The organism is Lysobacter sp. F60174L2, from assembly GCF_052547135.1.
Genome location: NZ_JBQWRA010000003.1, coordinates 338,559 through 352,342 on the forward strand (window position 1 = coordinate 338,559; position 13,784 = coordinate 352,342).

A 13,784-nucleotide genomic window follows, 5' to 3' on the forward strand; every position below is an offset into this window, starting at 1 on the left:
CACCCTCAACCTGCCGGCGACGGAGTTCCCGATGCGCGGCGACCTGCCAAAGCGCGAGCCGGTGACGCTCGCGCGCTGGGAGGAGCAGGGCCTGTACGGTCGGATCCGCGACAAGGTCAAGGGCCGCGGGCGCAGCTTCGTGCTGCACGACGGCCCGCCGTACGCCAACGGCGTGATCCACATCGGCCATGCGGTCAACAAGGTGCTCAAGGACCTGGTGGTGAAGTCGAAGCTGCTGTCGGGTTTCGATGCACCGTACGTGCCGGGCTGGGACTGCCACGGCCTGCCGATCGAGATCGCCATCGAGAAGAAGTACGGCAAGGTCGGGGTCAAGCTCGACGCGGCCGAATTCCGCCAGAAATGCCGCGAGTACGCCGCCGAGCAGATCGACCTGCAGCGCACCGACTTCAAGCGCCTCGGCGTGCTGGGCGACTGGGACAACCCGTACCGCTCGATGGACTCGCGCTTCGAGGCCGACATGCTGCGTTCGCTGGCGAAGATCATCGACCGCGGCCACCTGCTGCGCGGCGCCAAGCCGGTGCACTGGTGCTTCGACTGCGGCTCGGCGCTGGCCGAGGCCGAGATCGAGTACGCCGACAAGGTGTCGCCGGCGATCGATGTCGGCTACCCGGCGAAGTCCGCCGAGAAGCTGTCGAGCGCGTTCGGGATCGCGGTGGAGCAGGGGATCGAGGTCGCGGTACCGATCTGGACCACCACCCCGTGGACGCTGCCGGCCAGCCTCGCGATCAGCGTCGGTGCGGACCTCGATTACGTGCTGGTCGAAGGGCCGGCCCGTGCCGATGGTAGCCGCCGCTGGCTGGTGCTGGCCGAGGCGCTGGCGGAGAGCTCGCTGAAGCGTTATGGCGTCGAGGACGTCGTCGTCCACGGCCGCGCCAGGGGCGTCGAGCTGGAGAACCTCGTCGTCCGCCACCCGTTCTATGCGCAGCGCGACATCCCGATCCTGCTCGGCGAGCACGTTTCCGACGAGGACGGCACCGGCAACGTCCACACCGCGCCCGGCCACGGCCAGGAGGATTTCGCGGTGGCCCGCAAGTACGGTCTGCTCGATGGGCTCGAAGCGGCCGTGCTGAACCCGGTCGACGCGCGTGGCGTGTACCTGCCCGGCACGCCCGCGGCCGACGGCGCCACGCTCGAAGGCCTGCACATCTGGAAAGCCAACGACGCGATCGTCGAGGTGCTGCGCGCCAACGACACCCTGCTGGCGTTCTCGAAGCTCGAGCACAGCTACCCGCACTGCTGGCGCCACAAGACGCCGGTGGCGTTCCGCGCCACCCCGCAGTGGTTCATCTCGATGGAGCAGGCCAACCTGCGCAGTGACGCGGTCGAGGCGATTGGCAAGGTCGCCTGGTTCCCGGACTGGGGCGAGGCGCGCATCGCCGGCATGGTCGAGGGCCGTCCGGACTGGTGCATCAGCCGCCAGCGCACCTGGGGCGTGCCGATCGCGTTGTTCGTGCACAAGGTCAGCCATGAGCCGCACCCGCGCTCGGTCGAGCTGATGGGCGAGGTCGCCAAGCTCGTCGAGGTCGACGGCATCGATGCGTGGCATGCGCTCGATCCGGCGACGCTGCTGGGTGACGAGGCCGGCGACTACGACAAGGTCACCGACATCCTCGACGTCTGGTTCGACTCCGGCGTCACCCATGAGTGCGTGCTCGCGCAACGGCCGGACGACGGCCTGCGCAAGCCGGCCGACATGTACCTGGAAGGCTCCGACCAGCATCGCGGCTGGTTCCAGTCATCGCTGCTGACCGGCGTCGCGATGGACGGCGAGGCGCCGTACCGGCAGGTGCTGACCCACGGCTTCGTGGTCGACGCCGCCGGCCGCAAGATGTCCAAGTCGCTCGGCAACGTGGTCGCGCCGCAGAAGGTGGTCGACGCGATGGGCGCGGACGTGCTGCGGCTGTGGATCGCCTCGGCCGACTACCGCAACGAGATGTCGGTGTCCGACGAGATCCTCAAGCGCAGCGCCGACGGCTACCGCCGCATCCGCAACACCGCACGCTTCCTGCTGAGCAACCTCGACGGCTTCGACCCGACCGCGCACCTGGTGCCGACTGCGGAAATGGTCGCGCTCGACGCCTGGATCGTGCACCGCGCGCACGGCCTGCAGCAGAAGATCATCGCCGCGACCGAGCGCTACGACTTCGCCGAGATCGTGCAGCTGCTGGCCAACTTCTGCAGCGTCGACCTCGGCTCGCTGTACCTCGACGTGACGAAGGACCGCCTGTACACGATGCCGGCCGACTCGCGCGGGCGCCGCTCCGCGCAGAGCGCGATGTATCGCATCGCCGAGGCGTTCGTGCGCTGGATCGCGCCGATCCTGAGCTTCACCGCCGACGAGATGTGGGACTACCTGCCGGCCGTGACCGAGCAGGGCCCGCGCGAGGGCAACGTGCTGTTCACCACCTGGTACGACGGCCTCGCCCCGCTGGCCGACGACGCCCCGCTGACGGCCGAGGACTTCAAGCGCCTGCTGGCGCTGCGCGAGCAGGTCAGCAAGCTGCTGGAACCGATGCGCGCCGCCGGCACGATCGGCGCTGCGCTGGAGGCCGAGATCGCCTTGCGCTGTGGCGTCGCCGACCAGAACTGGCTGGCGCCGCTGGCCGAGGAGCTGCGGTTCCTGTTCATCAGCGGCGATGTCAGCGTGGTTGCCGACGACGCGGCCAAGGAGGTCTTGGTCGAGGCAAGCCGCAGCGAGAAAGCCAAGTGCGGCCGCTGCTGGCATTACCGCGCCGACGTCGGCAGCGTCGAGGCGCATCCGACGTTGTGTGGTCGCTGCGTCGACAACATCGACGGCGACGGCGAAGACCGCCGCTGGTTCTGACTTGCCACTTCCCTCATCCGCCCTTCGGGCACCTTCTCAGCTTTGCACACCCTTCGGGCGCCGCAGCGGGAGAAGGGAACACCGGACCAGACCAATTTCATGCCCAACTCCAAACCCAACGCCCTGATCTGGCTGGTGCTGTCGGCCGTGGTGATCGGGCTCGACCAGCTGAGCAAGTACTGGGTGCTGACCTCGCTGCCCGAATACACCGCGATCCCGGTGATCGAAGGCGTGTGGAACTGGTACCGCACCTACAACACCGGCGCCGCCTTCAGCTTCCTCAGCGACGCCGGTGGCTGGCAGAAGTACTTCTTCATGATCCTGGCGGTCGGCATCTGCGGCCTGCTCGGCTACTGGCTGAGCCGCACCCCGCGCCACGACTGGAAGACCGCGCTGCCGTACGCGCTGGTGATCGGCGGGGCGATCGGCAACGTCATCGACCGGCTCATCCACGGCCATGTCGTCGACTTCATCCAGTGGTACGTGGGCGACTACTACTGGCCCGCGTTCAACATCGCCGATGCCGCGATCGTCGGCGGCGCCATTGGCATCGCCCTCTACGGCTTGTTCAGCGGGCAGGGCAAGACGACCGCCACGCGAGGGTAAAATCCGCCCATGGATGTCATCCTCGCCAACCCCCGCGGCTTCTGCGCCGGCGTCGACCGCGCGATCGAGATCGTCAACCGCGCGCTGGAGACCCTCGGCGCGCCGATCTACGTGCGCCATGAGGTCGTGCACAACAAGTTCGTGGTCGACGACCTCAAGCAGCGCGGCGCGATCTTCGTCGAGGAGCTGCACGAGGTCCCCGACGGCAACACCGTGATCTTCAGCGCCCACGGCGTCTCCCAGGCCGTCCGCGCCGAGGCCGCGCGGCGCGACCTCAAGGTGTTCGACGCCACCTGCCCGCTGGTGACCAAGGTCCACCTGGAAGTCGCCCGCCAGTGCCGCGCCGGTCGCGACATGATCCTGATCGGCCACGAAGGCCATCCCGAGGTCGAGGGCACGATGGGCCAGTGGCAGCGCGAGGCGGGCCGCGGCCGGATCTACCTGGTCGAGGACCTCGAAGACGTCGCTGCGCTGACCGTCGAGCAGCCCGGGCATGTGTCGTTCACCACCCAGACCACGCTGTCGGTCGACGACACCCGCGCGGTGATCGACGCCCTCAAGGCCAAGTTCCCGGCGATCCAGGGGCCGAAGAACGACGACATCTGCTATGCCACCCAGAACCGCCAGGACGCCGTGCGCGAGCTGTCGGCGAAATGCGACCTGGTGCTGGTGGTCGGCTCGGTCAACAGTTCCAACTCCAATCGCCTGCGCGAGCTGGCCGAGCGCCAGGGCGTGCAGGCCCACCTGATCGACGGCGCCGACGAGATCGACCCCGCCTGGATCGTCGGCCGCAAGCACATCGGCATAACGGCGGGCGCCTCCGCTCCCGACGTGCTGGTCCGCGGCGTCATCGCCCGCCTGCGCGAGTTGGGCGCCGACACGCTCACCGAGCTCGACGGCGAGCCCGAGAACATGGTGTTCGCGCTGCCAAAGGAGCTGCGGGTGCAACTGGTCGACTGACCTCGATTGACCCTGCAGGCCCGCCAACCCTACAATTCCGCCTCTTCGCCGGAATAGCTCAGTTGGTAGAGCGGCGCATTCGTAATGCGTAGGTCGTAGGTTCGATTCCTATTTCCGGCACCAAGACACAAAGGCCCGCTTCGGCGGGCTTTTTTGTGGCCGATCCCGGGTCGGAAATGCCGTTTCCCATGTGACGCATAATCGATCGCGGCGTAGTGTGCGCCGGGCGGTCGAATTCGGGAGCAGACATGCAGGACAGCTTGGGGCTGGGTACGGCGAACATCGCGATCATCGGGCTTGGCTACGTAGGCCTGCCGCTGGCGGTCGAGTTCGGCAAGCGTTTCGATACCGTGGGATTCGACATCAACCAGGCGCGGGTCGATGCACTGCGAAGCGGTCGCGATGACACCCTCGAAGTGTCGCCGGAGGAACTTGCGGCCGCCAGCCGGCTGGGCTTCACCAGCGAGCTGGGCGACATCGCCGCCTGCAACGTCTACATCGTCACCGTGCCGACGCCGATCGATGCGGCGCGCCGGCCGGACCTCACGCCGCTGGTCCGGGCCAGCGAGGCCCTTGGCGAAGTGTTGCGACGGGGCGACACCGTGGTCTACGAGTCGACGGTCTATCCGGGGTGCACCGAAGAGGTCTGCGTGCCGATCCTGGAGCGGGTGAGCGGACTTAAGTTCAACGAGGGCTTCTTTGTCGGCTACAGCCCCGAGCGGATCAATCCGGGCGACAAGCAGCACCGCGTCACCAGCATCCTCAAGGTGACCTCGGGCTCGACGCCGGAGGCCGCGGACTTCGTGGATGCGTTGTACGCCAGCATCATCACCGCAGGCACCCACAAGGCCAGCTGCATCAAGGTGGCCGAGGCAGCCAAGGTGATCGAGAACACCCAGCGCGACCTCAACATCGCGCTGGTGAACGACCTGGCGATCCTGTTCAACAAGCTCGGCATCGACACGCTGGAGGTGCTGGAGGCGGCGGGTACCAAGTGGAACTTCCTGCCGTTCCGGCCGGGGCTGGTCGGTGGCCATTGCATCGGCGTCGACCCGTACTACCTGACCCACAAGGCGCAGGAGATCGGGCACCACCCCGACGTGATCCTCGCCGGCCGCCGGACCAACGACGGCATGGGCGGCTATGTCGCCGGCGAGGTCATCAAGTTGATGGTCGGCAAGGGCATCAATCCGGTGCATGCGCGGGTGCTGGTGCTGGGGCTGGCGTTCAAGGAGAACTGCCCGGACCTGCGCAACACGCGGGTGGTCGATATCGTCGGCGCGCTGCATGGCTACAGCGTCGAGGTCGACGTATTCGACCCGTGGGTCGACCCGGCCCAGGCGCAGCATGAATACGCCCTGGCGCCGATTGTCCGGCCCGGGCAGGGTGAGTACGACGCGGTGATCATCGCGGTGGGGCATGACGAGTTCCGTGCGCTGGGTGCCGGGGGCATCCGCGCGTTCGGAAAGCCGGAATGCGTGGTCTACGACGTCAAGTACGTGCTGCCGCGCGAGTGCGTGGACGGCCGCCTCTAGGCAACGGGAGCCTTCATGAAAGTACTGGTCACCGGCACCGCCGGCTTCATCGGCTCGCACGTCGCCATCAAGCTGCTTGAACGCGGTGACGAGGTGGTCGGCTTCGACAGCCTCAGCGACTACTACGACGTCACCCTGAAGCAGGCGCGGTTGGCGCGCTTCATGGACCATCCCGACTACACGCACATCCACGCCGACCTCGCCGACCGCGAGGCGGTGGAGGCGGCGTTCGCGATCCACAAGCCGCAGCGGGTGGTCAACCTGGCCGCGCAGGCGGGCGTGCGCTACGCAGCCGAGAATCCGCACGTGTACGCCAGCAGCAACGTCACCGGGTTCCTGCACATCCTGGAGGGCTGTCGCCACCACGGCGTCGAGCACCTGGTGTTCGCCTCCACCAGTTCGGTGTACGGCGCCAACACCACGATGCCGTTCTCCGAGCACCGGTCGACCGAGCATCCGCTGACGCTGTACGCGGCGACCAAGAAGGCCAACGAGATGATGGCGCACAGCTATGCGCATCTCTACGGCATCCCGAGCACCGGGTTGCGCTTCTTCACCGTGTACGGGCCGTGGGGCCGGCCGGACATGGCGCTGTTCCTGTTCACCAGGGCGATCCTCGCGGGCGAGCCGATCAAGGTGTTCAACCACGGCCACCATTCGCGCAGCTTCACCTACATCGACGACATCGTCGAAGGCGTGATCCGCGCACTGGACCATCCGCCAGGGCCGGACCCGCACTGGGATTCCGCCAACCCCGACCCGGCAACCTCGAACGCGCCGTACCGGCTCTTCAACATTGGCTCCTCGGCCAACACCCCGCTGCTGCGTTACATCGAGGTGCTGGAGCAGAGCCTGGGCCGCAAGGCGACGTTGGAGATGTTGCCGCTGCAGGCCGGCGACGTGCCGGACACGTTTGCCGATTGTGCCGATCTGGAAACGGAGCTGGGCTATCGGCCGAAGGTCATGGTCGAAGAGGGCGTGGCGAATTTCGTGGAGTGGTATCGGGAGTACTACGGGGAGTAGGCGGGCCGGATCGCGGTCTCGCCCTGGTAGGAGCGACGTCAGTCGCGATTTCACTGGTCTGCGGTTGCGTCGTGCGATCGCGACTTACGTCGCTCCTACACGGAGTTGGTCGCTTTTGCGGGGTGGGTCGCTCTGTAGACGATAATTCGTTATTTGTGGCGAATTGACTTTTGAATTAGCATGGAATATAAGTCGTTACTTATTGCGATTTATAGCAGAATTTTCCGTTAATTCGGCATAAGTGACGATATGAAGATCGACGCAAATCTTACTGACCTGGCCATACTGCAGGCGCTCGGCGAGCGGCTGGCGGCGCGGCGTATCGCCATGGGGATGACCCAGGCCGAGGCGGCCGAGCAGGCGGGGGTGTCCAAGCGGACGCTGGAGCGGTTGGAGGCGGGCGACGCGGTGCAGTCGCCGAACCTGGTGCGGGTATTGAGGGTGCTGCAACTGCTCGATGGGTTGGAGGCGTTGTTGCCGACGGCCGGTCCGGGACCGATGGATGTCCTGCGGCGCGAAGGCAGGACGCGGCAACGTGCGCCGCGCGCGGGTGTCGCCGAGCCGGCCACCAGGCCCTGGCGTTGGGGCGATGAGCCATGACGACGCTGGCCGCGGTGCGGCTGTGGGGCCGGACGATCGGCGCGGTGACGCTGGCTGAAGGCCGCGATGTCGCCGAATTCCAGTACGCGCGCGAGTTCACCGGCAGTGGCATAGAAGTCTCGCCGCTGGTGATGCCGCTGGCGTCGACGGTGTATGCATTCCCGGCGTTGCCGCGGACGACCTTCCACGGCTTGCCGGGGCTGCTGGCCGATTCGCTGCCGGATGCGTTCGGCAACACCCTGATCGATGCGTGGCTGGCGGGGCAGGGGCGCTCGCCGGAGTCGTTCAACGCGGTCGAGCGGCTGTGCTACATCGGCGCGCGCGGCATGGGTGCGCTGGAGTTCGCGCCGTCGCAGGGGCCGGACGGGCGCGCTGATCGCCGGGTCGAGGTCGATGCGCTGGTCGAGCTGGCGTCGGAGGTGCTTCGTCATCGCAATGACCTGCAGGCGTCGTTCGCCGATGAGGACCGCGCGCAGGCGTTGCGGCAGATCCTGCGGGTCGGTACGTCGGCCGCGGGTGCGCGGGCCAAGGCGTTGATCGCGTGGAACCCGCAGACCCAGGAAGTGCGTTCCGGCCAGGCCGGGGTCGGCGAGGGCTTCGAGCACTGGCTGCTGAAGCTCGACGGCGTGTCCGGCAACCGCGACAAGGAGCTGGAGGATCCGCGCGGTTATGGCGTGATCGAGTACGCCTACCACCTGATGGCGCGCGCCGCCGGCATCGACATGACCGAGTGCAGGCTGCTGGAGGAAAACGGCCGGCGTCACTTCATGACCCGCCGCTTCGACCGCGACGCGACGGGCGGCAAGTTGCACATGCAGTCGCTGTGCGGGCTGGCGCATTACGACTTCAACGCCGCTGGTGCCTACAGCTACGAACAGGCGCTGATGGCGATGCGTCGGCTCGGACTGCCAATGGCCGCGCTGGAACAGCAGTTCCGGCGGATGGCGTTCAACATCGTCGGCCGCAACCAGGACGACCACGTCAAGAACATTGCGTTCCTGATGGATCGCAGTGGGCGCTGGTCGCTGTCGCCGGCGTTCGACATGACGTGGAGCTTCAATCCCGCGGGGATGTGGACCGCGCGGCACCAGATGACGATGAATGGCAAGCGGGATGGGTTCACCCGTGAGGATTTCCGCGCCTGCGGCAAGGTGGCGTCGCTGAAGCGTGGGCGGGCGGAGGCGATCCTGGACGAGGTGGTGGGGGCGGTGCAGCGGTGGCCGGGGTTCGCCGACGAAGCCGGCCTTTCGCCGCAGTGGCGGGACCAGATCGCTGCGAGCCAGCGCCTCGACCTGCGAACCCCATGAAGCGGCACCGTCCGCTCCGTGTAGGAGCGACGTAAGTCGCGACCGCACGACGCAACCGGAGAGCAATGAAATTGCGACTTACGTCGCTCCTGCACCAGGCTTGATCGCGCCGTCCGAAAACCAGGCAACCCCGCGCCGGGCCGACCGTCCCCGGGGCGGCCATCCGCCCCCAATCTCCCGCCCTGCGACCGCCGCCGGCTAAAGTGACGCCTCGTCCGCTCCGATACCGCCGCATGTCATTCGCCCCCAAGTCACCCGGCAAATCCGCCAAGGCCAAGGTCGCCTACGTCTGTTCCGAGTGCGGCGCCGACCACAGCAAGTGGCAGGGCCAGTGCGACGAGTGCGGGGCGTGGAACTCGCTGAGCGAGTTCGTGATCGAATCGGCCGCCGCGATGAAAGCCGGCGGCACCGGTGCATCACGCCGCAATGGCTGGGCCGGCAAGGTCGATGCGCCCAAGGTCACCGCGCTCAAGGATGTCGTCCACACCGAGCATGCGCGCGTCTCGACCGGCATCGGCGAGCTCGACCGGGTGCTCGGCGGTGGACTGGTGCAGGGCGCCGTGGTGCTGGTCGGCGGCGACCCCGGCATCGGCAAGTCGACGCTGTTGCTGCAGGCGGTCGCGAAAATGGCCTCGACCCTGCCGGCGCTGTACGTCACCGGCGAGGAGTCGCTGGCGCAAGTCGCCGGCCGCGGTGCGCGGCTGGGCCTGCCGCTGGAAGGCGTCAACGCGCTGGCCGAAACCGGGGTCGAGAAGATCCTCGAGCAGGCAGTGGCGACCAGCCCGCGGCTGATCGTCGCCGACTCGGTGCAGACCCTGTGGACCGAATCGCTGACCGCCGCGCCGGGGTCGGTCAGCCAGGTACGCGAGAGCGCAGCGCGGCTGGTGCGCTATGCCAAGGAGACCGGCACCGCGGTGTTCCTGGTCGGCCACGTGACCAAGGAGGGCGGCATCGCCGGCCCGCGCGTGCTCGAGCACATGGTCGATGCGGTGCTGTATTTCGAGGGCGAGTCGGGCAGCCGGTTCCGGGTGCTGCGCGCGTTCAAGAACCGCTTCGGCGCGGTCAACGAGCTGGGCGTCTTCGCGATGGGCGACAAGGGCCTGCGCGAGGTGCCCAACCCGTCGGCGATCTTCCTGTCGGGCAGCGCCAGCCCGCAGCCCGGCAGCTGCGTGATGGTCACGCGCGAAGGCACGCGGCCGTTGCTGGTCGAGGTGCAGGCGCTGGTCGACTCGTCGCCGCTGAGCAACCCGCGGCGAGTCGCGGTCGGCATGGAACAGAACCGGCTGGCAATGCTGCTGGCCGTGCTGCACCGGCACGGCGGGATCGGCGTCGGCGACCAGGACGTGTTCGTCAACGTGGTCGGCGGCATCCGCGTGCAGGAGACCGCGGCGGACCTGCCGGTGTTGCTGGCGGTGCTGTCGTCGTTGCGCGACAGGCCGCTGGCGGAACAGACCATCGCGTTCGGCGAAGTCGGCCTGTCCGGCGAGATCCGCCCGGTACCCAACGGCGAGGACCGGTTGAAGGAGGCCGCGACCCACGGCTTCAAGCGCGCGATCGTGCCGAAGGGCAACGCGCCGAAGAGCGGCCGCGTCGGCGAAATGAAGGTGATCGCGGTCGAGCGGCTGTCCGAGGCACTTGAAGCAATGTGACCGGGTTCATTGTGTCGCCCCCGGGTTCCCACTAGGGTCCGGACAACAGCTGAACGGCCGCAAAGGTGGCAAGGAACAGGCTGCATGTCGGGAAACGGGGCAGGTACGCAATCGTCCAGGTCGTCCGCGCGAGGCGCGGGGATTACCGAATACCTGATTGTCGTCGCCGGTATTTCGCTCGCGGCGGCCGCGACTTTCGGCGCTTTCGGCGACACGGTCCGGCAGCAGACGGCCGGCATGGCATTGGAGCTCGCCGGGCTGGACAGCGGCAACGCCATCGCGGGCGCGGTTGCCAGTGCGGGCCGCGCGACCGATGCAGCCGCGGCGGGTGGCCCGTTTTTCGGTGGTGACGGTGGCGGCACGGTCGGTGGCGGCGGACCCGGTGCTGGCGGCGGTGGCGCAGGCGCGGGTGGCGGTGGAGTCGACCCCGGTCTGCCGTACCAGCCGCCCGGTTCCGGCGGAGGCGGTGGTGCGGGAAGTGGTGGCGGCAGTTCCGGTCCGCCCCCCGTCATGTGCGTTGCCGCGGCTGGCGGCGGCAGCGGTCCGCAGACCGCCTCGGCCACGTGTGACGACGACATGACCCTGAGCGACGAGGGTGAAGCCTGGCTCAAGGAGGTCGAGAAGCTCGCGCTGCAACCGTACGACGACCAGGTGGGCATCACCGACGAGCCCATCATCGAGTGGGTGGAAGGTGCGACCATCGGCTACGGCCACCTGATCGGCGAGAACGAATGGGACCTCTACAAGGACGGGATCACCGAGGAGCAGGCGGAAACGCTGTTCCAGCAGGACGTGGCGCCGTTCGTCGACAAGGTCAACGAGGTCATCGAAGTGGAGGTGACGGCGAACGAGTTCGATGCGATGGTGATGCTGGCCTACAACATCGGGCGCGACGGTTTCGCCGGTTCGTCGGTGGCGAAGATGGTGAACGATCCGGAAGCCGACACCTCGTACGACACGCTGGAAGACGCGTGGAAGGCGTGGAACAAGTCGCAGGGCAAGGTCAACAACGGATTGATCAACCGCCGCGATGCGGAGTGGGACATGTATTCCGAAGGCATCTATGAACACTGGTGATGCCGCATTGGGAGGACGAATGGATCGTATGAGGCTGAAAGCCGTGGGAACGTGCTGCCGGGTGCTGGCGATTTCGCTGCTGGTCGCCGGCTGCAGTGGCGAGCCGGTCCCGGCCGTGGCCGCCGAAACCCCCGTGACGGCACCGGAGCCTGCCGCGCCGCCGGCGAATGAGACCTGCGCGGACGCATCGCCGCCCGCGATGGACAGCTTGATGGGCGATTACACCGTGAAGTCGGCCGACCGGTATCGCGGCGGACTCACCACTCCCGAGGCCGCACAGGGCCGGGTCGGGAACACGGTGGTGGTGACGGACGAGGTGTTCCGGCAGGAGGCGAAGGAAATCCAGTCGCCCGGCTACGATCTCGTCTGCCACGACGTTCCCCATGTCGAGGGCGAAGTACCGACCAACGAGCAGCGCATGCTGACTACGTTTTACGGGCTTCGTGGCGACCGCACCGTGGTCTGGGAGCTGATCGTCCTCGACCCCGGAACCGGCAAGCGCGAGGCCGCCTTCGAGGTGCTCGCGGACACCGGTCCCGTGGAGCTCTGGTACCTGTACGACGGTTGGCGGATGGTGTTGCAGCCGGCCGCGGGCGCGGCTTCGCAATAATCGTCAGTGCCCACCCGCTGCCGCGGCCGAGCTCTTGGCCGCGAACGGCGGCTTGGCGAACCAGACAAACACCACCACCAGCAGGAACAAAATGCCGAGCAGGTGGAAGATCTCGTTGAAGGCGATCTGCACCGCCTGCTGCGAGATCATCCCGTCGAGCATCACCGCGCCGCGCTGCAGGTCGCCCTGGCCGATCGCGGTGACGGTCTGCACCATCGCCGGGTCGTGCGCGCTGATGTGTTCGGTCAACTGCGCGTGGTGGATGGTGCCGCGCTGGTTCCAGCCCCAGGTCGTCAATGACGCGGCGAAGCTGCCGCCGAGGGTGCGCACGAAAGTCGCCAGTCCCGAGCCCGATGCGATCTCGTGCGGCTCCAGGTCCGACAGCAATATCGTCAGCACCGGCATGAAGAACAGCGCCACGCCCAGGCCCTGCCACAGCTGCACCATCGCCACCGACTGGAAGTCGACGTCGAGGTTGAAGCCGGCGCGCACGAAGCTGGTGAACGCCATCACGATGAAGGCGAAGCTGGCCAGCCAGCGCAGGTCCATGCGCATCGCGTACTTGCCGACCAGCGGCGTCAGCAGCACCGGCAGGATGCCGATCGGCGCGGTCGCGAAGCCGGCCCAGATCGCGGTGTAGCCGAGGTTGCGCTGCAGCCACAGCGGCACCAGCAGGCCGACGCTGAAGAACGCCGAGTAGGCCAGCACCATCGCGATGGTGCCGAAGGTGAAGTTGCGGTGGCGGAACAGCCTGAGGTCGACGATCGGGTCCTTCTCGGTCAACTCCCAGATCAGGAATACCGTCAGCCCGACCACCGCGGTGATCGCCAGCACGATGATCTCGGTCGAGGCGAACCAGTCCTTCTCGTTGCCGAGGTCCAGCACCAGTTGCAGCGCGCCGACGCCGAGCACCAGCGTGGCCAGGCCGATGTAATCCATCTTCGGCTTTTCCAGCCGCTCCGGCCGGCCTTTCAGCTGGCGGCCGACCACGAAGCTGCAGAAGAAACCGATCGGCACGTTGATCAGGAAGATCCATTCCCAGCTGTAGTTGTCGGTGATCCAGCCGCCGAGGATCGGCCCGGCGATCGGCGCGACCACGGTGACCATCGCCAGCAGCGCGATCGCCTGCCCGCGCTTGTGCGGTGGATAGACCGAGATCATCAACGCCTGGGTGATCGGGTACATCGGCCCGGCGACGAAGCCCTGCAGTGCGCGCGCGCCGACCAGTGAGCCCATGCTGCCGGCCAGGCCGCACAGCAGCGAGGCGATCGAGAACAGCGCGGTCGCCCACATGAACAACTTGCGCTCGCCGAAGCGGCGCGTGAGGAAGCCGGTCAGCGGCAGCGCGATCGCGTTGCTGACCGCGAACGAGGTGATCACCCAGGTCGCCTGGCTGCCACTGCCGCCGAGGTTGCCGGTGATCGCCGGCAACGAGACGTTGGCGATGGTCAGGTCCAGCACCTGCATGAACGACGCCAGTGCAAGACCAATGGTCGTCAGCCAGAGCGTCGGCGGCCGGAATGGCTGCGCCGGGGTTGCAGGGCCGGCTGCGGAGGTTGCCGCGGTCGCCAT

Annotated in this window: 11 protein-coding genes and 1 tRNA gene; 11 read left to right on the forward strand and 1 reads right to left on the reverse strand. The window is 67.4% G+C overall.

Annotated elements, in window-relative coordinates; translation table 11 throughout:
- Positions 1 to 31 precede the first annotated feature (31 nt).
- The 11 genes from ileS (at position 32) to ACT9AS_RS10610 (ending at position 12,212) form a co-directional block, all read left to right on the forward strand.
- On the forward strand, positions 32 to 2,845 hold the full coding sequence (gene ileS / locus ACT9AS_RS10560; RefSeq protein ID WP_445100358.1) for an isoleucine--tRNA ligase: 2,814 nt from the start codon (positions 32 to 34) through the stop codon (positions 2,843 to 2,845).
- A 99-nt stretch (positions 2,846 to 2,944) separates the two neighbouring features.
- A complete protein-coding gene (gene lspA, locus ACT9AS_RS10565) occupies positions 2,945 to 3,451 on the forward strand; it encodes a signal peptidase II (RefSeq protein ID WP_445100095.1) in 507 nt (168 codons plus the stop codon).
- A 9-nt stretch (positions 3,452 to 3,460) separates the two neighbouring features.
- The gene (gene ispH, locus ACT9AS_RS10570) at positions 3,461 to 4,411 is read left to right on the forward strand and encodes a 4-hydroxy-3-methylbut-2-enyl diphosphate reductase (RefSeq protein WP_445100096.1); all 951 of its coding nucleotides are present in this window, start codon (positions 3,461 to 3,463) and stop codon (positions 4,409 to 4,411) included.
- Positions 4,412 to 4,458: 47 nt separating this feature from the next.
- Positions 4,459 to 4,534, forward strand: a tRNA-Thr gene (locus ACT9AS_RS10575).
- 125 nt (positions 4,535 to 4,659) lie between these two features.
- Positions 4,660 to 5,946, forward strand: a complete 1,287-nt coding sequence (gene tviB / locus ACT9AS_RS10580) for a Vi polysaccharide biosynthesis UDP-N-acetylglucosamine C-6 dehydrogenase TviB (protein WP_445100097.1) — start codon at positions 4,660 to 4,662, stop codon at positions 5,944 to 5,946.
- 15 nt (positions 5,947 to 5,961) lie between these two features.
- On the forward strand, positions 5,962 to 6,969 hold the full coding sequence (locus ACT9AS_RS10585) for an NAD-dependent epimerase/dehydratase family protein (RefSeq protein WP_445100098.1): 1,008 nt from the start codon (positions 5,962 to 5,964) through the stop codon (positions 6,967 to 6,969).
- A gap of 249 nt (positions 6,970 to 7,218) precedes the next feature.
- On the forward strand, positions 7,219 to 7,569 hold the full coding sequence (locus ACT9AS_RS10590) for a helix-turn-helix domain-containing protein (protein ID WP_445100099.1): 351 nt from the start codon (positions 7,219 to 7,221) through the stop codon (positions 7,567 to 7,569).
- Positions 7,566 to 8,876, forward strand: coding sequence for a HipA domain-containing protein (locus ACT9AS_RS10595; RefSeq protein ID WP_445100100.1), 1,311 nt, complete (start codon positions 7,566 to 7,568; stop codon positions 8,874 to 8,876). The genes ACT9AS_RS10590 and ACT9AS_RS10595 overlap by 4 nt, the downstream gene beginning before the upstream one ends.
- A gap of 233 nt (positions 8,877 to 9,109) precedes the next feature.
- On the forward strand, positions 9,110 to 10,525 hold the full coding sequence (gene radA / locus ACT9AS_RS10600) for a DNA repair protein RadA (protein WP_445100101.1): 1,416 nt from the start codon (positions 9,110 to 9,112) through the stop codon (positions 10,523 to 10,525).
- A gap of 237 nt (positions 10,526 to 10,762) precedes the next feature.
- On the forward strand, positions 10,763 to 11,602 hold the full coding sequence (locus ACT9AS_RS10605; RefSeq protein ID WP_445100102.1) for a glycoside hydrolase family protein: 840 nt from the start codon (positions 10,763 to 10,765) through the stop codon (positions 11,600 to 11,602).
- A gap of 28 nt (positions 11,603 to 11,630) precedes the next feature.
- Positions 11,631 to 12,212, forward strand: a complete 582-nt coding sequence (locus ACT9AS_RS10610; RefSeq protein WP_445100103.1) for a hypothetical protein — start codon at positions 11,631 to 11,633, stop codon at positions 12,210 to 12,212.
- 3 nt (positions 12,213 to 12,215) lie between these two features.
- Here ACT9AS_RS10610 and ACT9AS_RS10615 read toward each other — a convergent pair whose 3' ends face one another.
- Positions 12,216 to 13,784 (reverse strand): DHA2 family efflux MFS transporter permease subunit, encoded by a 1,569-nt coding sequence (locus ACT9AS_RS10615; RefSeq protein ID WP_445100104.1) that lies wholly within the window; start codon positions 13,782 to 13,784, stop codon positions 12,216 to 12,218.

What these genes read in the sequence shown, in the direction of transcription:
- ileS (WP_445100358.1), top strand. Translation starts at nt 32, where the DNA reads ATGCGCGGCGACCTGCCAAAGCGCGAGCCGGTGACGCTCGCGCGCTGG.
- lspA (WP_445100095.1), top strand. Translation starts at nt 2,945, where the DNA reads ATGCCCAACTCCAAACCCAACGCCCTGATCTGGCTGGTGCTGTCGGCC.
- ispH (WP_445100096.1), top strand. Translation starts at nt 3,461, where the DNA reads ATGGATGTCATCCTCGCCAACCCCCGCGGCTTCTGCGCCGGCGTCGAC.
- tviB (WP_445100097.1), top strand. Translation starts at nt 4,660, where the DNA reads ATGCAGGACAGCTTGGGGCTGGGTACGGCGAACATCGCGATCATCGGG.
- ACT9AS_RS10585 (WP_445100098.1), top strand. Translation starts at nt 5,962, where the DNA reads ATGAAAGTACTGGTCACCGGCACCGCCGGCTTCATCGGCTCGCACGTC.
- ACT9AS_RS10590 (WP_445100099.1), top strand. Translation starts at nt 7,219, where the DNA reads ATGAAGATCGACGCAAATCTTACTGACCTGGCCATACTGCAGGCGCTC.
- ACT9AS_RS10595 (WP_445100100.1), top strand. Translation starts at nt 7,566, where the DNA reads ATGACGACGCTGGCCGCGGTGCGGCTGTGGGGCCGGACGATCGGCGCG.
- radA (WP_445100101.1), top strand. Translation starts at nt 9,110, where the DNA reads ATGTCATTCGCCCCCAAGTCACCCGGCAAATCCGCCAAGGCCAAGGTC.
- ACT9AS_RS10605 (WP_445100102.1), top strand. Translation starts at nt 10,763, where the DNA reads ATGGCATTGGAGCTCGCCGGGCTGGACAGCGGCAACGCCATCGCGGGC.
- ACT9AS_RS10610 (WP_445100103.1), top strand. Translation starts at nt 11,631, where the DNA reads ATGAGGCTGAAAGCCGTGGGAACGTGCTGCCGGGTGCTGGCGATTTCG.
- ACT9AS_RS10615 (WP_445100104.1), bottom strand. Translation starts at nt 13,784, where the DNA reads ATGGCGACCGCGGCAACCTCCGCAGCCGGCCCTGCAACCCCGGCGCAG.